The sequence below is a fragment of the Leptospira perdikensis genome, assembly GCF_004769575.1.
Taxonomy (GTDB): domain Bacteria; phylum Spirochaetota; class Leptospiria; order Leptospirales; family Leptospiraceae; genus Leptospira_A; species Leptospira_A perdikensis.
In genome coordinates this window covers 1161095-1184423 of the sequence record NZ_RQGA01000003.1, presented here as the reverse complement: position 1 = coordinate 1184423, position 23329 = coordinate 1161095, and the positions used below count along the sequence as shown (strand labels likewise).

Genomic DNA, 23329 nt, shown 5'->3' with positions numbered 1-23329 from the left:
AACACCTATACCAAATCAGGACAGGGGGATGACCTCCTGTCCAAGACCGATCAATTGAAAAAGTCATCTCAGACCGAAACCTTTCTCTATATTTTACTTTCGGTTTTCTTTTTTACAAACCCAGTTCTTCCTGAAACTCAAAATGATATTGGAGAACGAATCCTCCATACAACTAAATTCACATATTGGATTGATCCCACATCCTCCGTTCCCGTTGAATCCGTTTTAAAAACGGGAGAATTTGCGAAAATCACAGATGACTTTGTCAACTTTGGATTTTTAAAAGGCACTCTTTGGTTGAAACTAGATCCAAAAGACTTTCCAGATCCCGCCAAATATCCGCTACTTCTCATCCAAGCGCATAACATTGACTCTGTGAACCTTTTCCATAAACACGATGGTAATACGTACATTGTCTCTAAATCAGGTCATATCCATCCAGTTTTCCAAAGAGAGATCCCTCACAGAAATTTTGTTTTTCGCATTGGACATGAAAGAGAAACCATTCTCATTGCGATTCGGTCTGAAATCTCCTTACAGTTTTCTTTAATTTTTACCAACCAAAGAAATCTCCAACGAGAAGATTATATCACTCAGTGGGCCTATGGACTTTTTTTCGGAAGTTTAGGAATCATCATTTTATACAATCTAGCAATTGCATTTTTTGTAAGAGACAGAAATTATTTTTATTATATCGGCTATGTTTTGTTTTTTGGCCTAGGACAACTTTCTCTACTCGGGTTCTGGGGTTATTTTTTTGTGCCTGATTCCTATTTTTGGAAACGAATAGGGATTCCTGTTTTTTTTAGTATCTGCCTTTTTTTCTTTGTTCTATTCACTTCTAATTTTCTAAAACTAAAAGCCAGGGTGCCAAAAGTGGCTCGATTCTATAAGGTTTTAGGTTTTTTTGCTCTACTGAATGCCGCAGTCGCATTGTTTGGTGGGATCTCCCATGCCTCTATTGGGGTGAGTTCTCTATCCGTTTTGATCTGTGTAAGTTTACTTGCAGTTTTAATTTGGGGGATTTGGAAACGTCTTCGTTCTTTTTATTACTTTGCTATTGCTTTTGTTTTACTGCTATTAACATGTATTGTGTATGGGTTTCTTAAATTTGGAATCCTTCCCTCCAATCCATTTTTAGAAGAAATGTTATTTCCTATCGCTTCTCTTGCCGACATCACTTTGTTTGCATTTGCTTTAGCAGATCGTATCCAATTGTTACGCCAAGAAAAAGATATGGCCCTTGCCCAAGTTACAAGCCTAAGGAAAGAAAGAAAAATTTCTAGGGACATTCTGATGCAGTCCCTTCCCAAAACCATTCCCAATGTAAAAGACCTGCAAATCCAAATTTATATCTTACCAATGAAAGATGTTGGTGGTGACTTCTATGAGTATTTTTCGCCAAACCCTTATGAGATAGGGATTGTACTTTGTGATGTTTCGGGACATGGAATTCCGGCTTCTCTTATTTCTGCGATGGGTAAGGTTGCTTTCACCACCCAAAAAGACAATATCTCTTCTCCTAAACAAGTTTTAGAAGGAATGAATCGCGTGTTATACGGTAATTGCAACCCACAATACGTGACTGCTTCTTATGTGTATCTGAATACATCCACTAAAGTCTGGAGGTTCGGGCGTGCAGGTCATCCCAGTGCTTATCTCCAAAGAGTGGGTGGTGAAATCATCAAAGTTCATCCCAAGGGCAAAATCATTGGCGTTTTTCCCGAAATCCAAATTGAAGAAACCACTTATAAAGTAGAACCCAAAGATAGAATTCTCATCTTAAGTGATGGAGTTTTGGAATGTTTTAATCCAGAAGGAAAGATGTATGGAGAATCCGGATTATTAGAATTTTTAAAGGCGAATAGAGAACTACCAAACCATCTCTTCAAAGTAAAACTCATTCAGGATTTAGAGTCGTTTTCTAAAGCCGAAATAAAAGAGTGGGACGACGACCTAACGTTTATTTTTCTGGAATTGGTATGACAAAAAGTTACGAACTCTTGGATTCAGGTGATTTATCCAAATTGGAAATTGTTGGCGGTTACAAACTCCTACGTTCTTCCCCTACTTCCGCTTATGGCAAGGCAACTCCTGAAATTTGGAACGACCTACATGCCCAGTATGTTAAAAATGATTCCGGCTCTGGACATTGGAATTTTCAAAAAAAAGTCCCTGAAAGTTTTACCATCGAATTTTCTAATCTAACCTTTAAAATCAAACTCACACCTTTTGGTCACATAGGCCTTTTTCCAGAACAAGAAACCAATTGGAACCGCATCCGAGAAATTGGGAAAAAGAAACAAGGCCTCGAAGTTCTGAACTTGTTTGCTTATTCCGGAGGATCTACCCTGGCCTGTTTGGATGCAGGTATGGGTGTATGCCATGTGGATGCTTCCAAAGGTATGGTGGATTGGGCTCGTGAAAATGCAAAACTCTCTGGACTTGATTCCAAACCAGTCAGGTGGATTGTGGATGATGTCATGAAGTTCATTCGCCGTGAAATCAAACGTGGGAAAAAGTACCAAGGACTCATCCTTGACCCTCCGAGTTTTGGACGCGGCTCCAAAGGTGAGGTATGGAAAATTGAAGAAAACTTAAGCGAACTAATGGATGCCCTTATGGAACTCTCTGATTCCAAACCAGAATTTGTCATCTTAAGTTGCCATAGTCAAGGGTTTAGTCCCCTAACATTAGAAAGGATTCTTTCTTCGCGAATCAAAACCAAGGGTGTTTACCAAACATCAGAGTTATTCATTCCTGAAAAATCGGGAAAAAAATATCCAGCTGGATTTTGTACTTTCTTCTCCAAATAAAAAAGTCCATTCTTTGTAAACCCTATGCCAAATAGAAGACAATATATCACTAGTTTTTCCAATCCCAAAGTCAAATGGGTTGCAGGACTCAAAGAAAAACGAAACCGCGATGAAGAAAAAAAATTCTTTATCGAAGGTTATAGGGAAATCAAAAAAGCGATTACAAGTAACCCCGAATCACCTATTCCTTGTTTACCGATCAATATCACAAGTTTGTTCATTTCTCCAGAATGTTTTTTAGGAGAAAATGAAGAAACACTCATTGGATCCGTTCATTGTCCTATCTTTGAACTCCCTCGTAAAATTTTTGAAAAAATTTCTTACAGAGACAGACCAGATGGGCTTATTGCTGTCGCAGAAACACCCGATGCCAATGTTCCTTGGGAAAAAATCAAATCAATCGATACCAATCCCATTCTCATCATTGAAGGAGTGGAAAAACCAGGGAACCTGGGAACCATCCTGCGAACGGCCGAAGGGGCTGGAGTTGGACTTGTGATTGTGACGGATCCAAGGATCGATCTTTTTAATCCTAATGTGGTAAGGGCAAGCACTGGAACTATTTTTACTTTGCCTGTTTATATTGGAGACTTAAAAGAAGTGCTCACAAAGTTTTTATCCAAAGGGTACAAACGTTATGCGGTCACACCTGAAGGGAAAACACTCTATACTTCAATCAATATGAAAGAAAAATCGGTGTTTCTTTTTGGTAGTGAACAATATGGGCTGAGTCCAGAGGCAAAACAACTTTCCGATGACACACTCCACTTACCGATGCTCGGAGAAGCAGATTCTTTAAACTTGGCTATGTCTTGTGGAATCGTTTTATACGAATCCATTCGGCAAAGAAACAAATGAAAATTTATTTTTATATCTCTGGCCATGGGTTTGGCCATATCAGTCGTTCAGGAAATATCATAAAACGTTTACTTAGAGAAGAATTCATTGAAGAAATTCATTTAGTCAGCACAAGAATTCCTTTTTTAGATTTTACACATCCCAAACTAAAAACAAAAAACTTGAAACTTGATGTTGGAGTTTCACAAAAGAACTCTCTCTCTATTGACTTACAAACTACCAAAGAAGAACTTCAAGAGTTTGAAAAAACCAAAACAAAACTCCTGAGAGAAGAAACAGAATACTGCAAAAAAAATAAAATCTCACTCATTGTAACGGACTGTTCTTCTTTTCCCATCACCATTGCCTTAGAAGTGGGGATCCCCAGTGTTTTTATCGGGAACTTTACTTGGGATTTTATTTATAAAAATTATGCCAAAGACGATTCTTATTTCGGAAACTTAAGTGACCAAATCGAAGTGGAATACGGTTTTGCGACCGAAGCTCTAATCCTACCTTTTTATTGTCCAACACCTGCGTTCCTAGATAAAACTAACATTGGTCTTGTGGGAAGAAAACCAAATCTGTCTAAACTTCAAGCCAGACAAAAATTTGGATTCAAAGACGATACTACCTATATTCTTTTATCTTTTGGGGCTTACGGTTTAGAAGGAACCAAATTACAAACAAAGAACCTTCCCCCATCCATCCAGTTGGTTGCTTATGGAGTTCCAGGAATTCAAACGGACGGAATCCTCATTCCTGAGGTATCACATTACCCAGATTTAGTCGCAGCCTGTGATTTTGTTTGTACAAAACCTGGTTATGGAATTTTAGCGGAATGTTATTATGCCAAAACTCCTATTCTTTATACGGATCGTGGAGATTTTAGCGAGTATTTACATTTGGTTAGTGCACTCGATCTTCACTTTCGTTCGGCATATATTGACCTGCCCCGAATAATTTCTTGTCAATTTGGGGAAGTGCTGACTCTAATTAATACAATCGACGGAATGACTCCCAAGTTAGAATTAAAAACAGATGGAGAGGAAGACGTCGTTTCTCATTTATTAGAATACAATTAAATGCCAGGCCCAGACTCATATACCGATAGAATCCTTCAAGATTTAGAAGCTTCAGAAAATGGATATTTCCAAATCGAAAATTCCGCTGGTAAAGCTGTATTAAAGATCACCAAACCTGGAGCCAAAGGAAAAAAAGTCGATTATAAAGACGTACTCGCAAGAGTCCAACTCTTTGGTGTAGAAGGTTACAACCAGGAACAAATCAAAAAAGCAGTAGCTCTTGCAGAAAACAGACCTGTAGAAATTGGAACTTGGTCCAAAGGGGATCCTGTAAACTCTTATGCAGACATTATTATCTCTGAAGATCACATGGAGGCTAAAATGGTTCTCCACCCACCAAAACATGGTGGAGCCCTCCTCACAGAATACCAGTTACGTGAACAAATTGCGTCGGTTGGAATTTCCGTTGGTATCATCGATGTTGTCATTCAAAAACAAATCAAAAACCCCGATTTTTTTCTACCATATACAATTGCCAAAGGATTCCCTCCGATTCCTGGAAAAGATGGAGAAATCAAAATCCATTTTCGTTCTGACAACAAACCTCAGTTAGAAGAAGACGAACATGGACGAATTGATTATAAAAATATAGGAGTGATCCAATCGGTTAAACCCGGTGACTTAATCGCAGAACGAATCCCACCAAAAAAAGGTGAGTTTGGAAAAACTGTGAATGGATCTATTCTTCCTTACCAAGAGGAAAAATCTGTCGAGTGGAATTTGGGACCTAACGTAGAACTGAAAGAGGACAAACTGTACGCTAAAATTGCAGGGCGGCCCGTTCTTTCTGCGGCCATGGAAATCAAAGTAGATGAAGTGATTCAACTGGAGGCAGTAGACTATTCCACCGGTAATATTGATTTTCCAGGAACAATCATCGTGGAAGAAAAAATCGGAGATGGATTTTCCTTAACCACAAGCGGAAGTATCATCATTCGTAATTCGGTGGGAAAAGCATTTCTCAAAGCCAAAGGTGACATTGTTTTATCAGGCGGATTTATGGGACGCGGTGAAGGGTATATTGAATCAGAAGGTAATATTTACGCCAAATTTGTAGAACAAGGAAAACTCACCGCCCAAGGAAGTATCTTTGTGGAAGAGGCAGTCATGCATTCTGAAATTTCGGCCAAAGATTTCATTCGTGTAGTGGGAGGGAGAGGAGAAGTCATTGGCGGAACTGTCATTGCCGGTAACTCACTCACTTGCGCAAAACTCGGAGCCGTTGTGGAAACCAAAACCAAAGTTGCCATTGGAACTCCGCCAGAGTTACTCGATGAACTCAACCGAATGAAAAAAGAAATCGCAGATAAAGAAATCACTCTTCACAAAGTCCAACTAACCCTCACAAAACTTGTAGAAAAAAGCCAAAAAAAAGAACTGACTTTGGAAGAAAAAGAAACCATCACCAAACTTAAAGATGCGAACGAAAAGTTTACCAAAGTTTTGGAAACAGAAGCCAAACAATTTGAAACAGCCCTTGGTTCTTATGAACCAAATCCAGATGCTTTTGTGGATGTGGAAAGAGAAGTATTTCCTGGAGTGGACTTAAGTTTTGGGGCAGGAAAAAACTATCGATTGGGAATCAATTCTCTCGTAGGGAAAACACATTTCTACTTAGGAACTGACGGAAGTATCCAAACAGAAAGAACAGTTATCAGAAAAGAAGACTAAACAAAGAATTTATTCTTCGTTTACAATCCCCTCTTCTTCATCTCTAGAGATTTTTTTTTCAGGTTTCAGATCTGCGTCAACAGAGTTTGTTACCTCAGGAATCGTGGTTTTCTTTCGTTTCTCAAACTTCAGCTTTGCCAAATCAGTTTTATCAAAAACCAACCAGTGTTTATTGCGAAATCCGGAAACTTTCTTAAAAGAAAATCCTTGGCCTTGTAAAATGTATGTGGACTGAGGGAAATGTTCAAAAGGGATGTCAGGGATATTGGACCAATCGTAATAATTCCCTTGTTCATCATAGGTAACTTCTTTTTGGAGTTCCCCAAATAAAATTTCAATGGAGGTTTCGGAAGACCAAATATAAAACCCAGTTCTCGCATAATGAGAAACAACGGAACGAACTGGATTGTATTTTGAGATAACAAGGAGTAATTGGTCTGGCTTTAATTTTTGTAGGCCGTCAACCAAATCCAATGCAAATTCTTTGATTTCTTTTTCTTCAAAGACATATCTGTTTACATCCCCGTAAGAACTTTCTTCTCGAAATCGAATGTTCCCTAGTAAATCCAAAACTTTATCTTCTGTTAGTTCCACAGGATGTGCGAAAGTTTTGGAAACAGAAGTTTCTGACTTTAGATTGATTTTGTCTCGGTTTACTGTATAAATCGCAAACTCATTGCTACGAAAAAGTAAAGAGCGACTCTTTACACCGGTAGCACAGGAATTCAAAGTGATGGAGAGAATCAAAAGAGAAAAAATTCGATAGAGTTTCATTACGCTTATACCTCGAGAGTTTTTTGAAACTCTGGAAATTTAGAAAGGTATTCATCCAATGTTAAAATGGATAGAATATGGTTGAGTCCAGAAAGACGGAACACGGAATTTAGGTTTTTATTTAGGTTGGTGACGAAGATTTCAACACCACGATTGTGCAAGGCCGATGAAGCCTTAATGACAGCTCCAATCCCACTCGAGTCCAAAAACTTTACAGAATGGAAATCCATAGTCAATTTTCCAAAATTCTGACTTTCTATTGCCTTCTCAAACTCTTGGTAAAACTCTCTTGAGTTTTCCATCAGGACATCCCTTTGGATCGATAGAAGCAGGTGATTTTCCAGACGGTGGCTTAGAATCAACATAGTTGGATTAACAATACGTTACGATTCTCTGGATTTGTGTCAAGAAAATCGGGTTTAGGAAAGCGGGGTCAAATCCGTTAGATTCATCTCTAAATCGTGTGGATATCCTTCTTTATCATTATAAACAACAATGGCCTTATCCGATTGGATTTCTTTAATTTCTACCGTAGACCCAGTAAAAATAAAAATCCCTTTGTTTAAGAATGTTGGTTTGATGAGCTTTGCTTTATCGCCTGGCTTCATTCCCCATCCTCTTTTTTCAAGTAGAGGTCCTTACCCGCCTTTTTCATGACATCAAAGATGTACATTTGGCTGTGGTCCACTCGCGTTCCAATATCATAAATAGCGTCAGTAAAATCAGCACCTTCAATTTTAGCAGAAGCAAGTTTGGCGAACCGTAAGTCAGCTCCGCGAAAATTGGCATTTCTTAGATCCGCTCCATTAAAAAAAGAAGCCTTCAAGTTTGCACCTTGAAAGTTAGCTCCCACAAAACTAGAATTTTGAAGGAAGGCATTGTGGAGATCCGCTCCACTAAAGTCCACACCATCTAACTTCTCTTTCTCTAACATAACGCTAGATAACTTAGCTTCTCGAAGGTGACCTTGATTGTGGAGAAGTTCCATAGTCTGGGATTTTGTAATTCGGTTTTCTTTCGGAACACCCTGCCCTGATTCATAATCTTCCACAGCTTTTTTCAAAGCAGCTACAGCAGATTCCGGGTAGTTTTTTCTTCTTTCAGGAAACTCAAACAGAGTCTCTAAGGTTTCGGGGGTTAAGTTTTTGAGTTCCAAAAGGGACTTACCCTTTGCGTATTCGGTTGCCATGGCCAAGGCCACAATTCCGAACCCACAGCCGGTTGTGGTATAACTTGCATCTTCCACAACAGACTCATCGTTTAACTTTAAATAAATTCGATATCCGTCCCCGCAACCCGTGTTGCGGTAATAGGAGACGACTGTTGCGTCTTCCATCTCACGGTAATTCATCCTTTGGTCGTTGATTTCTTTGTAGCGAGCAAAGTCCATTACTGCCATGAGTTGTTCCCCCGTTATAGATTAGACGGATGTGAGGCGCCTGCCTCTTACTTCATTTTGTATTTTTTCTTGAACTTGTCTACTCGACCAGTTGTATCCACTAATTTGGATTTTCCGGTAAAGAAAGGGTGGCAGTTGGAACAAATTTCCACACTGATATCCCCGGCAGTGGATCTTGTTTCGATCACAGTACCGCAAGCACATTTGATTTTTGAAGCAACGTATTTTGGATGTATGTCAGTTTTCATGGTGGCCCTTCTAGTTCGTATTCATGCTGGCGAGGAATTGGTCGTTGGTCTTCGCGCCACGCATTTTTTCAATCAATAGTTCCATACTTTCGGTGATACTCATAGGAGAAAGTACTTTTCGGAGGATAAAGACACGAGTGAGGGTATCTTGTGGAAGTAGGAGTTCCTCTTTTCTCGTTCCGGAGCGGTTAATGTCTATGGCGGGGAAAATTCGTTTGTCCGCGAGTTTTCTGTCCAAATGGATTTCCATATTTCCCGTTCCCTTAAATTCCTCAAAAATTACCTCGTCCATTCGGGAACCAGTGTCAATGAGGGCTGTGGCGATGATGGTGAGTGACCCACCCTCTTCGATATTCCTTGCAGCTCCAAAAAAACGTTTTGGTTTATGGAGGGCATTGGAATCCACACCACCGGAAAGGATTTTCCCAGATGTTGGCACTACTTGGTTGTAAGCACGAGCAAGCCTTGTGATGGAGTCAAGTAGGATGACCACATCCTTTCCATGTTCCACAAGTCGTTTTGCTTTTTCGATGACCATCTCTGCTACTTGGACATGGCGTTGTGCTGGTTCATCAAAAGTGGAACTCACAACCTCACCTTTCACATGACGAGCCATGTCGGTTACTTCTTCCGGACGTTCATCAATGAGTAATACAATAAGAAAAATTTCTGGGTGGTTTCTCGTGATCGCATTGGCAATCGATTGCATGAGAACCGTCTTACCCGTTCTAGGTGGTGCCACAATGAGAGCTCTTTGCCCTTTTCCAATCGGACACATAAGATCAATCACACGAGTGTCCAAATGGCTTGGGTCAAACTCCATATTGATTCTTTCGTCTGGATAAAGAGGTGTTAGGTTATCAAATAAATTTCTTTTTTGAGCCACTTCTACCGGAAAACCGTTAATGGATTCCACTCGGAGCATAGCAAAAAATCGTTCTGCTTCTTTTGGTGGTCGAATCAAACCAGTGACTGTATCTCCAGTCCGAAGTCCAAATAGTTTAATTTGAGAGGGTGATACATAAATATCATCTGGACCTGGCACATAATTGTAGTCAGGTGATCGGAGAAAACCGTAACCATCTGGTAACCTTTCCATAACTCCAGCAGCATGTACTTGGCCGTCTTTTTCGGTTTGTGCCTGGAGAAGAGCAAACATCAAATTTTGTTTCTTCAGTCCATGGGTGTTTTCCACCCCTAAACCCTTGGCAAGGTCAGCAAGTTCGTTGATGTTTTTTTTCTTTAGTTCTACTAGATCGAGAGGAGGAGGAACAGGGCCTTCATATCGGCTCTTTTTCTTCTTAAATTGTTTTGGTGGTTCGGAACCATCTTCTTGGTCCATAATGCCATTGGTATATTCGGTTGGTTCTTCGGGAGGGTTAACTTGGATTTCTTCTTGTTTGCGTGATGCCATAGATTGTTCTACATTGATTGTTAGAGTATTTGATTAAATTAGGGAAACCATTTGTGCAAGTTAAGTATGCAAGGGAAACAGCGAAGTGCGGAGGTGTTTTCTCAAACGGTAATGAAAAAATCGTTTTTCCCTGATTTTCGTCAACGTCTTTTTTTTGTCTTTTTTCCAGCTGGCCTTTGATTTTTACTCTGTTTCTTCGCCGGGCCTTGCGATTTCAAAGATTTTCCCGGTTTCTTCACAGCCTTATTCTTTTTAGAAGGAAGCGGTTTAGCCTTTTCTATTGCCTTTTGGGGTTTTGGATCCGGTTTTTCCGAGCGTTTTCTTGGGATCACCACTTTCCCTTTGGATTCATTTCGAAATCGTTCTGCGAGTTTCAAAAAACGAATTCTATTTTGTAAGGTAGTTCTCGGAACCCCAAGTTCTGAGGCAGTATGTGAGATATTGTTTGAATTTCTTCCGAGCGACTTATGGATGTAATGTGCTTCCATTTCTTCCAAAACTGATTCCAGAGGAAGTTTGGAACGGAAAGCATCTCCTAAATTTGGGAATTCCAAATCTCCATCCCCTGAAGGATGTGCAAACGATGAAGGTGAAAAATGATATAAAAACCCAAATACCTTTTTCTCTTTTTTTAAAGTAACAATGCGCAGAGTGACTTTCAGTTCGGTGATATTGGTATAAAGGACACTTGTATCAGCATCCTTTCCTAAACTCATATCATGATCTTTGAGATAGGTTGCGAGCACTTCTCGATTTAGATTGTGAAGGTATTTTTCCGCAAACTGAAGTGAATCACGAAACAAGGATTTGGTGAGGATATGATTTTCAAAGGTTTCGTTATAAAAAACAGTGGAGCCAGTTACATCCGTAGCAAGAAGTCCGTCTGGGAAATGAGAAAGAATGAGTTCCATAAACCATTGGACAGAGTCAGCGTTTTCTTTTTTCTTTTCGAGTTTGGATTCGATTTCTTCTAATTTTGGATCACGTATCTGTGTAGAATCTAATTTAGTAAAGGCGGCAAGGAATCTAGGTTTGTCCCAATTGTCTTTTTTTTCTCCATCCAAACCAATGACAGGGATTTGTGTGGATTCTTTAAAATACAAAAGTAAGTTTTCGTGAAGTTCCGTTTCGAGAATGTCCAAAGGAATTTGATCAAGATCTTCCCTTTCCCTTCCCAAATCTGACAACTCACGGTGTACACGATCTTTGGAAAGTAGACCTAACAACTCACCCTCTTCCGAAATGACGGGAAGGTGGGTGGCTCTTGTCAGCAGAAAATGACGATAGAGTGATTCAAACTTCACTAAGCAGTCATTCTTTGGAATTTGATATCAGTGAAAATCGAAATTTTAGTTTTCTTGGATTGTGTTTTGCTTTTGTTTGTGAACGCCCATCCAAATCGGTTGGACCCAAACAGAATCTGCAGTTTGATAATCTTCAGGAATATCAGCTTTTTGCGATCGTAAAGACATAAGACTGTAAACTAGCGAACGTTTGTATGTATGGAGTGATAGTTGGTAATTTCCAGACAAAAAGTATTCTTTCGCATGATCTTTTTCGGTTTTTGCCATCACAAGATAACGTTGGATCTTTTCTTTTGTGTCCCATTCCAATTGTTTGGCACCAGTTTTATCTTCCCCTTCAAGGAGAATCCATTGTCCCATGGCTTTTTGGTAGAGTGTGGTTGCAGATTCTTCCATGGGAAAACAGAGTTTCCTTTGTGTGGCGTGGATATCTCCCTCGGCTATGGAAAGAGTTTTTTCAATTTCCACTCGGTTGCCACCGCGATATGTTTCTTCTACTTGTGTGCGCATCGCCTCAATCGAAGTTTTACCGATCTCTGGTTCTAACTTCAACTGTTCTTTGATGTCAAGAACCAGTGTTATTTTTCCATCTAATTGTTTTTTACGTTCCCTGTAAGACATTGTAGTTTTAGCCACAAGTCCGAGCGTAAAACATAAGATAATAACACTGGTAGTCCACTTCATATTATTTTTTCTTTTCTTCTGGATAGATTGCTTTTCCGTTTTCATCAAACTTGGGAGTTGGAGGAACGGACTCACGTCTTGCACCTTCCGTCTCTTTAATTTGAGCATTGGCTTCTAATAACAAATCTAATTTTTTAGAAGTAATGAATCCATAATTGTCATCATGTTGTTCTAAAAGATCCAAAGGTTTTGCATCAGGATTACCCGGAGGAACAACGGTTCTTTCCATTCTTTTGTTTTCTACGAAGTTGATGATGGTATCTCTTACCTTCTCGTAGTTACGTTGTTTTTCTTCATTACGAGCATCTTTTAAATCTTCATTCGAACGATATTGATATTCAGGTTTGTCCTCATCCGGTGTTTTGCTGTAAATCATCGCGAGGATAGCAAAACGTTTTGCGCGGCGTAGAGTGAGAATCCCCTCTTTATAAAGAGTCAATTTATATCGATATTGGTGTGGACTAGAATTGAGACCTGTTGTGTAAAGATCTTCCGAAGAACGAAGGTCACGGAAACCTAAACGTAACAACGCTTTGGCGTTATTGTCATTGGAACGAATGATGGTTGGAGCTGCAGCTTCAAGAAGGGCTCTCGCATCTTCGATGTATTTTTGAAGAACGATTTCAAAGATACCTTTCAATTCCCCTTGGGCTTGGCGGAGTTGGCGGAACCCATATACATAGTTACTTTGTAAGTACCACATATTTCCACTAAAGTCAGATTGGTTGGCGGCTTTTAGAAGTTTGAAATAATCAAAGTCTAAATTCTTTTTAGAAGGATCTTGTGCTGCTGTTTCTGCTCCAGGTTGTGCCTGTGCCTCTTCTTGGGAAGGTGCCAAATTGCTAAGAGCAACATTGATAAAATTTAAGTTTTCTTTGTTTTCAAAGATCAAAATCCCCAGATTCGTCTGTTCTGGAGATACTGCACTGATATGTGAGATATGACCCACAACCATTGCAAAAAAGAGGATGAATTTCCATTTTCCCATAGCTCTACCTTGTTTTATATATCGGAGCTACGGGAAAAACCAGGACTAAATTTTACATTTTTTGGATTCGTTCTATCGCAGAAATCACATCTTCTCGCTTTCCAAAGGCAGAAAGTCGAAAATATCCCTCGCCCGCCGGCCCAAATCCCGATCCAGGGGTTCCGACCACTTGTGCTTTTCCAAGAAGTTCGTCAAAAAATTCCCAAGATTTGAGACCTTTCGGTGTTTTTAACCAAATGTAAGGAGCGTTTGTTCCGCCAAAAATAGTGTAGCCCGCTTTCGCCAAACCTTCGCGAATGAGTTTTGCGTTTTGCATATAGTAGGAGATTTGTTCTTTGATCTCTACCTGACCTTGGGGTGAAAAAATGGCCTCGGCACCTTTTTGTGTTACATAAGACACACCATTGAACTTGGTTGTATGACGGCGATTCCAAAGTGAGTTGAAACTAATTTCTTCCCCCGCTTTTGTTTTTCCTTTTAAATCTTTCGGAATTACAAGATAAGCGCAGCGTGTTCCAGTGAATCCAGCAGTTTTGGAGAAGGATCTAAATTCCATAGCCACTTCTTTGGCACCGGGAATTTCATAAATCGATTTTGGAATTTCTGGATCTTGGATAAAAGATTCGTAAGCCGAATCATAAAGAATGATACTCCCAATTTTTTTGGCAAAGTTCACCCACTCCGTTAAACGCGCCTTAGTTGCCACCATTCCGGTTGGGTTGTTTGGATAACAAAGATAAATGATATCTGGTTTTTCTTTTGGGAAATCCGGCTCAAAATTATTTTCTTCTGTCGCTGGCATATAAATGATATTTGCGTATCTGCCGTCAGATCCTACTTCTCCCGTGCGACCTGCCATTACGTTTGTATCCACGTAAACCGGATATACCGGGTCAACCACGGCAATTTTACTATCTAAAGAAAAGATCTCTTGGATGTTACCACAGTCACATTTGGATCCGTCAGAAACAAATACTTCATCTTCTGCAATTTGAACCCCACGAGCCGTATAATCATGTGCGATGATTTTTTGGATGAGAAAGGAATATCCTTGTTCAGGACCATATCCATGGAACCCGCCGGCACTTCCCATTTCTTTAGCTGCATCAACCATAGCATTCACAATGGTAGGTGCCAAAGGAAGAGTCACATCACCAATTCCAAGACGGATGATTTTCGCACTTTGGTTCGCATCGGAATAAGCTTTTACCCTTCTTCCAATTTCTGGAAATAGGTAACCTGCTTTCAATTTTAAATAGTTTTCATTTATCTGAGTCATCTTCTTCTTTATTTTCCTCTATGAGTTTTCTCGATCTAAATCCTTCATGATAACCGTGTTCGTATAATACGTCTTCTTCGCCCCAAGTCCAACAGTAGAACCCACTTCCGTTATCAAAATCAACAAGCCACAAACCTTTGACATCGATCTGCATTGCCAAAATTTCATTGGTCCAATGTTTTACTATTTCACCAATTTCTTCTTCTTTGGCTTCCAAAACATTTTCTGGTAGGAGTTTATTCCGAACATCATCAGCAAGAACACTTGCTCTTAAATAGTATTCTCTCGTGATGTCTCGCACAAGCGGAAGGACTTCTCTTGCTTCCGTTAGTGTCCAAAGTTTTTTAGTCAAAATCCACTCCAAGACTTAGACAAAGTAAAGCCATTCGGACAACCACACCGTATTTCGCCTGACGGAAGTAAGCTGCATTAGGAAGATCATCTACATCTGTGGAGAGTTCATTAACACGAGGGAGTGGATGAAGAATGGTTGTGTCTTTTTTGGAAGCGAGAACCAGTTCCTTATTCACTTTATAAATATCTTTTAATTTTTCGTATTCTCTATGATCAGGGAACCTTTCTTCTTGGATCCTTGTCACATAGGCAACATCCGCGTCCCAAAAAGCTTTGATGTCTGTGGTTTCTTCCCAAGTCATCGGATAACCTTCTAAATTCTTTTTGTATTTTTCTGGAAGTCTCAACTCTTCTGGACTGATGAGATATAAGTGAACTGGGTAATGTCTAAGTAAGTTGATGAGAGAATGAATGGTGCGCCCGTATTTTAAATCTCCGATAAAAGCGATGTTTAGACCATCGATCTTTCCTTTTTCAGAAACAATTGTATATAAATCGAGAAGTGCCTGGGTGGGGTGTTGGCCGGCTCCATCACCTGCATTGATCACAGGTATGTTCACTGCTCCTGCCGCAATCCGAGAAGAACCTTCCACAGGATGACGGATGACTGCGATGTCCACATATGCTTCGATCATCTTCATGGTGTCATAAAGAGTTTCTCCTTTCGAGATCGAAGAAAACTGAAATCCCACAGTAGAGATTAACCGCCCACCGAGCCTCTCCATCGCCGCTTCAAAGGAGAGTCGTGTCCGGGTGCTTGCTTCAAAGAAAAGGGAGGCGAGGAGTTTCCCATTCAGAATTCCGAAGGCCTTCCCCGATTCCTGAAGTAGATTCATACGTTGTGTTTTTTCAATGAGGAAGTTGAGGTCCTCTTTGGAAAATTGGAGGGTGTCTAGAATGTTTTTGTGGGAATAAGAGTGCATAAGTCGGAAATCTTTTCTCTAGGGTTTTTGGTATCGAATAAATCGAAAACATATTTTTTGGTATTTATGGTCGACACGATTCAGAACAAACTCCGCGATATGGAACTGGTCACCCAACACCTGGTCCAACCTGACGATTTGAACTACCATAACAATCTTTTTGGGGGAAAAATGCTCTCCTGGATCGACGAGGGGATGGCAATGTATGTGATGAATAAAATTCGTTATACCAATATTGTCACGATGAGTATGGACAATGTGGTATTTCGTTCCCCTGCTCGGGCCGGAGACATCATCCAAATTTACGGAAAAATCGTTAAATACGGAAAATCTTCGGTTACGTCACGAACTTTGGCCATTACCAACAATCCGCAAACGGGAAAAATGTCGGCTGTGATTGAAAGTGACATCACCTACGTATGTTTAGGTGAGAACGGAAAACCAACGGCTTATTTCCGAAATTTTACCCCAACCACTTAGGATAGAGAGTTTTATCGATTCCTAGAAGATTGAATATCCTTCCAGCAATAAAATCTCCTAAATCATCCAAAGTTTTTGGCATTTGGTAGAATCCAGGGGATGCAGGAAGGATGATAGCGCCAGCTTCGTCCAATGCCAAAAGATTTTTAAGATGGATACGATTGTAAGGAGTTTCTCTCGGAACAACAATCAACCTTCTTCGTTCTTTCAACGAAACATCAGCAGCCCTTTCAATTAAATTTTCTGTGAGTCCTTGAGACATCGAAGCCACAGTCTTCATACTACAAGGAACTACAACCATCGCATCCCACCGGTTTGACCCGCTGGCAATATCAGATCCAATATCAAAAAAATTACGAACATGGAATTTATGTTTAGGTTTTGTTTTCCACTTGGTTTCTACAAAAGACAGTACGTCCTCGGTAGTTTCCACTTTGGTTTCATATTCCTCGGAAAAAATACGTAATGCTGCGGGACTTGCTGTGATGTAACTCTCACCTTCGACTTCAGACAAAGCACGAAGGAAACGAGCGGCATAGATACTACCACTCGCCCCTGCAAGACCAACAACAAGTTTCATCGAAAACTAATTCCAGAAGAAACTTTTAATAAAAATTCATTCCACTTATCAAATAAAATCGCGAGGAATAAAACCACACTGATCCAAGAATTGATTTGGTAAAAAACAATCGGTAAGTCTTTGGATTTGTACTGGTATGAAATTTTATGTTCGTACAAAACCAAAATTCCAATCACAGAAAGAATGAGAAAATACATAACTCCAAGTCCTGCACTGATCCCTGCAAAAATAAAAAATACAAAGGAAAGGATGTGGAGAACCACAGCGATACCACGAGACTTGGTTTCTCCGAGTCTGGAAGGAATACTATGAAGATTCTCTTTGGCATCAAAGTCCATATCCTGGATGGCATATAATACATCAAAGGCGGAAATATGAAAAAGTAACCCTAAAGAAAATAGAACGGGGACCAGGTTAACCGTTTCTGTGATGGCAATCCAAGCACCAAGGGGAGCAAGGGAAATCGCAAATCCCAAAACTAAATGGCAAAAGAGAGTAAACCGTTTGGTCAGGGAATAAAGAAATAATACAAAAAGAGCCGGAAAAGAAAGTAAGAAAGCCAGTTTGTTTACAAAGAAACTCGCAAAAATAAAAATAAAAGAAGAAAGGCCTATGAATAGTAGAGCCGAAAGTTTGGAGATTTTTCCAGAGGGGATTTCCCTATTTTGTGTGCGCGGGTTCTTTTCATCAATTTCCGAATCCACATAACGATTGAATCCCATGGCAGCACTGCGAGCACTCACCATACAAACAAGGACAAGGGCCCCAATCCGAAGTAAATCCCCTGTATCCAAGGTGGATTCCAGATAGGCCAAGATGAAACTAATCCCTGCAAAAGGGAGAGCAAAGAGTGTGTGGGAAAATTTTACCATTTTAGCGTAGAGAATTAGGTTTTTAAAGAAGTTCATGGCATCCTTTCTGCCCTTAGATTAGACAGACTGAAGGTTTTTTGGTTCATTCTGATTCGATTTCTTCCGTTCTTAGAACCAAGGTCTTAATTTATGAATATCCGTCTTTCTTTTCTTGGGAGAATCCTGGTTCTCTGTATTACATTCGGGATTTTTCTCAATCCTACAGCAGGAAGTGCTCACCCGAGCCTAGAAGACAGGCCTCTCCGGATTTTTTTCCATTGCGGTAAGGAACTCTTCACGAAAATGGATGAGGATGGCCGTGGAGGTCTTAGTGCCCTCCTTGGATTCGTGGAACGAGAAAAAATGGATTTGGATTTAAAACGAGGAAAAGGGTACATGTTGTACCCTTTTCAACCCAAAGACAAACCATTGGAATTTCCGTTTGATGGATTTACTCTAGGGAAACCAAGAGAGATGAACCATGGTCCCGTTAAACTAGGTTTAGGTTCCATTCAGGAACTCATCGATGTCAAAAACATAGAAGACTATGACGGTTGGATCGTTTATGTGAATGCTGATGATGAAACCAAAATCCCCCTCCTTCCTTGGCAAAACCATCCCGAACTTCCCCTCTTCCTACTGGTAGAAGGAAAACCACAAGCTCGGTTTCGTTATTTATCGAATGTACACCAAATTGAATGCCCAAAAGATTACGGGAGACTTGGAACTTTAAATTTGTTCTTTAGGAAACGCAATTTAATTCGTTTGGATTATAAGTTAGAATCCATTAATTTAACGGATCGCAATCGTTCTTGGAAACAAAGAAAAGAATCAGAAACCGAAGAAGGTCTAGAGAAACCTACTCCGAAAATGAAGGACATAGGGAAGAAAGAGGACATGTCGAACAAAATGTCCGGCGGGCTTGGCAATTCTTACGACCGAGAAATATTAGGTACAGAGATAGGTTTCGGCAAATCTCCTTAGGGGTGATTTTGATCATTTCCCGTTCAATCTGAACGGGATCCGTTTTTTTTGTGAAACCCAATCTTTTGGTGAGTCGTTTCACATGGGTATCCACAACAAATCCCTCTACCACTCCATAAATTTCTGCAAGAACCACATTAGCAGTTTTCCTTCCAAACCCAGGAAGTTTGATGGCCTCCTCCATTGTTTTTGGAATTTCACCACCAAATTCATCAAGAACCATCCGTGCAAAACCTTGGATACTTTTGGCCTTGTTTTTATAAAACCCAGTGGAAAAAATTTTTTTCTCTAGTAGTGGTAGTGATGCCTTAGCAAAAGATTCGAGAGTGGGAAAGGTACGAAAGAGTTCAGGTGTGACTGTATTGACGCGTTCGTCCGTACACTGTGCACTGAGAATGACCGCTATGGCCAATTCATAAGGTTTAGTAAACGTGAGGGGAGTTTCTACTACACCGAACTCCGCCTCTAAGAGACGGTAGACTTCGGTGATTTCGGGTGTTTTTCTGGATTGTTTCAATCCACCAAAAATGCTTAAAAAACTTAAGCTGCTGGTTGTGCTTTTGGAGTGATCCCTACGTATTTTTTAGGAGTGATCGCAGTGATATCGCCGCCGTGGTCTTTGATTGCCACTTTCAAACCTTTTTTACGAAGAGTTCGCAAAGCACGTGTAGAAATCTTAACGCGAACCCAACGGTTCTCGTCTTCTAAAAAGATTTTCTTTGTGATCACATTCACCTTCCAGATACGGCGGTTCTTTTTATGAGAATGGGATACGTTGTTCCCTGCCGTCGTTCCTTTTCCGGTTACTACACATGTTCTAGCCATAATTATTACCTTGTTTCGCTATGTTTTTGTACCCGTAGAATGGGTCAATTCGAAACGAATCTTTTCCTGAAAGAATCGGAGGGCCTCTTCTGGACTGTCTGCAAACCCAAATAAATCCAGATCTTCTTCCGAGATCAACCGCATCTCTGCGAGTTTTTTAAAATTGATCACTTGGGTCCAAAATTCCTTTCCATAAAGAAGGATAGGAATCTTAGATTTTTTTCCCGTTTGGACAAGAGTCAGGGTTTCAAATAATTCATCAAAAGTTCCGAACCCACCGGGAAAGGCAACCATCCCTCGACAAGCCTTCATAAACCAAAGTTTTCTCATAAAAAAATAATGAAACTCGAAGGTTAGCTCCGGATCCACATAGGGATTCACATGTTGTTCGTGCGGGAGGACAATGTTGAGGGCAACTGACTTGGCACCCGCTTCTTTTGCTCCTCGGTTCCCTGCTTCCATTATCCCCGGACCACCGCCTGTACAAATATTCAGATTGCGCCCCGGTCTTTCTGATTTTAAAGTTTCTGCCCATTCGGAAATTAATTTCGCAAAGGCAGTAGCTTCTGCATAATAATTGCTTAGATTCTCAAGAGCTGTGGGCGGATTTGATTTCAGTTCTTCTGGCGCTGGAATCCTTGCGGATCCAAAGACAACGATTGTATCAGTGATTCCTTGCGATTGGAATTCCGTTTTAGGATGGAGGTATTCCGAAAGGATACGGATGGGGCCGGCTTCATTTCCCCATAAAAAATTTTGGTTCTCAAACGCTAAATCAGTCATCTTGTTATCTTAGATCGACCGATTGGAATAAAAAATGCGGAAATTCCCAAAAACACTTTTTGTCTCTATTTCATTAGAACATCTCCCTATTTCTGAGACAAGTTTGAAACAAATTTGTTTGGATTGGGAGGATGTTGGGTTTTCATTTTTCCGACCAGCCGTTGTCATGGAATGGAAAGCAGAACCTTTACCCTTAGGTAAATCCAAATTGGGGTTAAATTTGAAGTTAACACTCAGGTATTGGCAAGGATTTATGGCCTTTGTCCTACCCAATTGGTATTTTCAAAAAGAAAAAGAAAAACTAACCGATGTTTTACGAAATCAGATTGATTCTAAAAACAAAAAAAGAAAACAAAATCTTCTATTAGAAATTTGGAATCATTTTTGGAAAAAACCCATTTCACTTGTTTGGTTGGATTTGGAATTCATCAAGGTGCGAATGGATCTAAATTTAGAATCGGAGGAATTTCCGACAGCCCTTCCCCTCAGTTATGACGGTGAGAAAAAAATCTATCTACGCCGAGGATATCTAAAAACCATTCACTACCGGTGGACAAAAAAAGAATTCAAAGCCCCTTATCCTAAGTTTGCAGAAATGTATATCAAAACACGAGATAAACATAACGACAAAAGTTTAGGGAAGGTATATCACCGTTTTCTTGGATATTTATTAGAAACTAAGAGCGACGAATACCTGTTACGTTATTTTGGATTTGAATCCATTTTAACAGATAAAGTGCGAAACCAAATTCCAGAACAAATATGGAACCTAAACAGCCCCACAATCAAAACAAAATGGATAGAACCAAATCTTTTAGCAAATGAATTAGAATTTAGGACTGTCTACCAGGTTTCCACTTCTTCGCAGAATCATCTAAAATGATAAAACGAGAATTTTTACCAATGACAACTTCATTGATTTTTTTATCTTGTAGTGCTCGGTAAACAGAGGTTCGGCTAGTGTTTTTCTTTTCAGCGAAATACTTGATCTCCAATAGATTTTTACTGATTTGTTTGCATGTATTCACTAGTGCATCTGACATTGTTGGACTAACCTCTCTTACATTAGACAGATTGTTCGATAAAGAGTTGCAAATTTTTAAAAATGATCCAGTCGAATGGAAAATTCTATGCGTTTTTCTGTCTTTGGTGTTATGGTTTTAGGATTACCACCAGGGAAATGTAAAAAATTTCCCGTACCTGTCATAGGTTCAATCGCTATAGATCTTCGATCTTGTGGAGTATATACTTGGTAAAATTCGCCACCTCTGATGATGAGTTTTTCTTTTTTATTCATAGAGAAAAGTCCGATGTAAGAATTTTGTCCATCAGCAGCTGCATAAAGATCATCTAAATTTTTCCCAACAAGAGATTCTTCTGAATTGAGCACTAGATCTTCTTTCTGAATTCTTTCTGGTAATAAATAATCACCCAACTTTACTTTATGAAATCCAGAACCAAACAAAAATAAGTCATCAATAGATTCATCTTCATTCCATCGAAAGTATGGATGAATTCCTAGTGCAAAAGGAAATTCTGTATCCGAATCGTTGACCAATCGGTAAATAATCTTTAACTCCGATGGGAAAAGTTGGTAACATTCTTTTACATGAATTTTAGAAAGGAATGTGCCTTTCCAAACAGAAGGAATTTCCATTTCGAATTCCGCGTATGATTCATGATCACTCAATTCTTCCTTTACCAAATGCCTGGGAAGATTGTGATAAAGGCCATGTAAAGGGATTCCATTTCCATCAGTAAGCCAATGTGTGCTGGGATAAAATGGCTCTCTGGCCCAAGGATTGGGTTCCAAACGATTCACCCAAGGAAACATCAAAAAAGATCCAGATGCAAAAAAAGGATCCGGAGGTTTATGGCCAGAAACGACGGAGACAGACTTCCCATCCACCGAAGAAAGGAGATGCAAACCGAGCCATTGGCCGCCACCGGTCGGGTGGGTCTCAAAACTAGACTGTTTTGTTTTCAGTTGGTACAAAATTTATCTCCCAAAAATGATTGAAGTCATAGTTTGCCATCTTAGAAAGGTTTGTATGCCTTCAAGAAAGCCTTTTCTTTTCGTTTGTATCGTTCTTCTTTCGGTTCTTTTTACCGAATCTTGTGTCATTGGGAACAGTCTGAACTTGTTACCGCAAAGTGGCAAGGCTGATTTCGAAGAGAAACTCATCGCCGGAAGGGATCAAGAAAAAATCGTTATCATCTCCATCGAAGGAATGATTTCTGATGAATCCAAAGAATCTTTTTTTGGTACTTCCACGGAATCAATGGTCGCTCGGATCAAAGAATCTCTTAAATATGCAGAACGAGACCCAGATGTAAAGGGTGTGATTTTAAAAATAAACTCTCCTGGCGGAACGGTTACTGCCAGTGACATCATTTACCAAGAAATTTTGAAATTTAAGAACAGAAGATCCATTCCAGTGTTCGCAGGTTTTATGGATACTGCAGCAAGTGGTGCCTACTACATTGCGATGGCAACAGACGCCATTGGAGCCCACCCAACGACTGTTACAGGATCAGTTGGTGTCATCATGTCCGGGATCAATGTAAAAGAAGGTTTGGATAAAATTGGAGTGAAGGACCAATCCTTTACCTCCGGCCCGAACAAAGCTCTTGGTTCACCAACTACAGAGATGACAGCAGAACAAAGAAAAATCCTTCAATCCATCATTGATAGTTTGTACGGTCGTTTTTTCGAAATTGTAAAAAAAGGAAGACCGAATGTAGCAGAGACTCGCCTCAAAGAAATTTGTGACGGAAGGATCTTTACTGCAGAACAAGCTAAAAAAGAAGGTATGATTGATTTCATTGGATACTTCGATGACTTTGTTTACCAAATAATGCAACATCCAAAGTTCCAAGGAAATCGTAGTGGGAATCCTCGTGTCATCACTTACCAAAGAGGCAAAGGTCGGGTAGAAAATATCTACCAAGCAACGGATGCCAACAAAAATCCTCTTTCTTTAGGAATCGCTGACAAAATCTTAGGAACAGGCACCAATGCTAAATTTCTTTATCTTTGGGATCTATAA

27 protein-coding genes are annotated in these 23329 nt (G+C 39.9%); 8 read left to right on the top strand and 19 right to left on the bottom strand.

Features of this window, described 5'->3' with window-relative positions; genetic code table 11:
• Window positions 1-54: 54 nt before the first annotated feature.
• The 5 genes from EHQ49_RS06860 to EHQ49_RS06840 are packed head-to-tail and all read left to right on the top strand — an operon-like array spanning window position 55 to window position 6409.
• Window positions 55-1986, top strand: coding sequence for a SpoIIE family protein phosphatase (locus tag EHQ49_RS06860; RefSeq protein ID WP_244241378.1), 1932 nt, complete (start codon window positions 55-57; stop codon window positions 1984-1986).
• A complete protein-coding gene (locus EHQ49_RS06855; protein WP_135577591.1) occupies window positions 1983-2816 on the top strand; it encodes a class I SAM-dependent methyltransferase in 834 nt (277 codons plus the stop codon). The genes EHQ49_RS06860 and EHQ49_RS06855 overlap by 4 nt, the downstream gene beginning before the upstream one ends.
• 24 nt (window positions 2817-2840) lie before the next feature.
• Window positions 2841-3674, top strand: coding sequence for a TrmH family RNA methyltransferase (locus EHQ49_RS06850; RefSeq protein ID WP_135577589.1), 834 nt, complete (start codon window positions 2841-2843; stop codon window positions 3672-3674).
• Window positions 3671-4738 (top strand): glycosyl transferase, encoded by a 1068-nt coding sequence (locus EHQ49_RS06845; protein WP_135577587.1) that lies wholly within the window; start codon window positions 3671-3673, stop codon window positions 4736-4738. Before EHQ49_RS06850 ends, EHQ49_RS06845 begins: the two co-directional genes overlap by 4 nt.
• The gene (locus tag EHQ49_RS06840; RefSeq protein ID WP_135577585.1) at window positions 4739-6409 is read left to right on the top strand and encodes a DUF342 domain-containing protein; all 1671 of its coding nucleotides are present in this window, start codon (window positions 4739-4741) and stop codon (window positions 6407-6409) included.
• A gap of 9 nt (window positions 6410-6418) precedes the next feature.
• Here EHQ49_RS06840 and EHQ49_RS06835 read toward each other — a convergent pair whose 3' ends face one another.
• From EHQ49_RS06835 to pyrB, 12 genes are all read right to left on the bottom strand, one after another.
• Entirely contained in the window at window positions 6419-7183 is a 765-nt protein-coding gene (locus tag EHQ49_RS06835; RefSeq protein ID WP_135577583.1) for an LA_1326/LA_4305 family lipoprotein, read from the bottom strand.
• A gap of 5 nt (window positions 7184-7188) precedes the next feature.
• Window positions 7189-7485: an STAS domain-containing protein gene (locus EHQ49_RS06830; RefSeq protein WP_051064145.1), complete on the bottom strand. Its 297-nt coding sequence runs from the start codon at window positions 7483-7485 to the stop codon at window positions 7189-7191.
• Window positions 7486-7602: 117 nt separating this feature from the next.
• The gene (locus EHQ49_RS06825; protein WP_135577579.1) at window positions 7603-7791 is read right to left on the bottom strand and encodes a hypothetical protein; all 189 of its coding nucleotides are present in this window, start codon (window positions 7789-7791) and stop codon (window positions 7603-7605) included.
• Window positions 7788-8582, bottom strand: a complete 795-nt coding sequence (locus EHQ49_RS06820; protein ID WP_135577577.1) for a pentapeptide repeat-containing protein — start codon at window positions 8580-8582, stop codon at window positions 7788-7790. The genes EHQ49_RS06825 and EHQ49_RS06820 overlap by 4 nt, the downstream gene beginning before the upstream one ends.
• Before the next feature lie 47 nt (window positions 8583-8629).
• Entirely contained in the window at window positions 8630-8830 is a 201-nt protein-coding gene (gene rpmE / locus EHQ49_RS06815; RefSeq protein ID WP_135577575.1) for a 50S ribosomal protein L31, read from the bottom strand.
• A 10-nt stretch (window positions 8831-8840) separates the two neighbouring features.
• On the bottom strand, window positions 8841-10244 hold the full coding sequence (gene rho, locus EHQ49_RS06810) for a transcription termination factor Rho (protein ID WP_135577573.1): 1404 nt from the start codon (window positions 10242-10244) through the stop codon (window positions 8841-8843).
• A gap of 140 nt (window positions 10245-10384) precedes the next feature.
• Window positions 10385-11548 (bottom strand): helix-turn-helix domain-containing protein, encoded by a 1164-nt coding sequence (locus EHQ49_RS06805; RefSeq protein WP_135577571.1) that lies wholly within the window; start codon window positions 11546-11548, stop codon window positions 10385-10387.
• A 45-nt stretch (window positions 11549-11593) separates the two neighbouring features.
• Window positions 11594-12232, bottom strand: a complete 639-nt coding sequence (locus EHQ49_RS06800) for a hypothetical protein (protein ID WP_135577569.1) — start codon at window positions 12230-12232, stop codon at window positions 11594-11596.
• Window position 12233: 1 nt separating this feature from the next.
• The gene (locus tag EHQ49_RS06795; RefSeq protein ID WP_135577567.1) at window positions 12234-13220 is read right to left on the bottom strand and encodes an adhesin OmpL37 family surface protein; all 987 of its coding nucleotides are present in this window, start codon (window positions 13218-13220) and stop codon (window positions 12234-12236) included.
• 52 nt (window positions 13221-13272) lie between these two features.
• A complete protein-coding gene (locus EHQ49_RS06790) occupies window positions 13273-14499 on the bottom strand; it encodes an LL-diaminopimelate aminotransferase (protein WP_135577565.1) in 1227 nt (408 codons plus the stop codon).
• Entirely contained in the window at window positions 14483-14851 is a 369-nt protein-coding gene (locus EHQ49_RS06785) for a DUF2203 domain-containing protein (protein WP_135577563.1), read from the bottom strand. Before EHQ49_RS06785 ends, EHQ49_RS06790 begins: the two co-directional genes overlap by 17 nt.
• Complete coding sequence (gene pyrB, locus EHQ49_RS06780) at window positions 14844-15776, bottom strand: aspartate carbamoyltransferase (RefSeq protein ID WP_135577561.1); 933 nt, start codon at window positions 15774-15776, stop codon at window positions 14844-14846. Before pyrB ends, EHQ49_RS06785 begins: the two co-directional genes overlap by 8 nt.
• A 66-nt stretch (window positions 15777-15842) precedes the next feature.
• On the opposite strand from pyrB, the gene EHQ49_RS06775 reads away from it, so the two are divergent.
• Window positions 15843-16256 carry an acyl-CoA thioesterase gene (locus tag EHQ49_RS06775; RefSeq protein ID WP_002973064.1) on the top strand — a complete coding sequence of 138 codons (414 nt, stop codon included), beginning with the start codon at window positions 15843-15845 and terminating at the stop codon, window positions 16254-16256.
• On the opposite strand, the gene EHQ49_RS06770 is transcribed toward EHQ49_RS06775, so the two are convergent.
• From EHQ49_RS06770 to EHQ49_RS06750, 5 genes are all read right to left on the bottom strand, one after another.
• The gene (locus EHQ49_RS06770; protein WP_135577559.1) at window positions 16240-16836 is read right to left on the bottom strand and encodes a UbiX family flavin prenyltransferase; all 597 of its coding nucleotides are present in this window, start codon (window positions 16834-16836) and stop codon (window positions 16240-16242) included. The two genes, EHQ49_RS06775 and EHQ49_RS06770, sit on opposite strands and share 17 nt — an antisense overlap.
• The gene (locus EHQ49_RS06765) at window positions 16833-17744 is read right to left on the bottom strand and encodes a UbiA-like polyprenyltransferase (protein ID WP_135577557.1); all 912 of its coding nucleotides are present in this window, start codon (window positions 17742-17744) and stop codon (window positions 16833-16835) included. Before EHQ49_RS06765 ends, EHQ49_RS06770 begins: the two co-directional genes overlap by 4 nt.
• 802 nt (window positions 17745-18546) lie before the next feature.
• Window positions 18547-19188: an endonuclease III domain-containing protein gene (locus EHQ49_RS06760; protein ID WP_135577555.1), complete on the bottom strand. Its 642-nt coding sequence runs from the start codon at window positions 19186-19188 to the stop codon at window positions 18547-18549.
• Window positions 19189-19211: 23 nt separating this feature from the next.
• Entirely contained in the window at window positions 19212-19496 is a 285-nt protein-coding gene (rpmB, locus tag EHQ49_RS06755) for a 50S ribosomal protein L28 (protein WP_100742302.1), read from the bottom strand.
• An 18-nt stretch (window positions 19497-19514) separates the two neighbouring features.
• The gene (locus tag EHQ49_RS06750) at window positions 19515-20279 is read right to left on the bottom strand and encodes an LOG family protein (RefSeq protein ID WP_135577553.1); all 765 of its coding nucleotides are present in this window, start codon (window positions 20277-20279) and stop codon (window positions 19515-19517) included.
• Between the two features lie 34 nt (window positions 20280-20313).
• Between EHQ49_RS06750 and EHQ49_RS06745 the strand changes: the two genes are divergently transcribed.
• A complete protein-coding gene (locus EHQ49_RS06745) occupies window positions 20314-21162 on the top strand; it encodes a hypothetical protein (RefSeq protein ID WP_135577551.1) in 849 nt (282 codons plus the stop codon).
• Here the strand turns inward: EHQ49_RS06745 and EHQ49_RS06740 are convergent.
• Window positions 21113-21322: a hypothetical protein gene (locus tag EHQ49_RS06740; protein ID WP_004787737.1), complete on the bottom strand. Its 210-nt coding sequence runs from the start codon at window positions 21320-21322 to the stop codon at window positions 21113-21115. The genes EHQ49_RS06745 and EHQ49_RS06740 overlap by 50 nt on opposite strands.
• Window positions 21323-21378: 56 nt before the next feature.
• A complete protein-coding gene (locus EHQ49_RS06735; protein ID WP_135577549.1) occupies window positions 21379-22275 on the bottom strand; it encodes an aldose 1-epimerase in 897 nt (298 codons plus the stop codon).
• Window positions 22276-22330: 55 nt separating this feature from the next.
• Between EHQ49_RS06735 and sppA the strand changes: the two genes are divergently transcribed.
• Window positions 22331-23329, top strand: coding sequence for a signal peptide peptidase SppA (sppA, locus tag EHQ49_RS06730; RefSeq protein ID WP_167482987.1), 999 nt, complete (start codon window positions 22331-22333; stop codon window positions 23327-23329).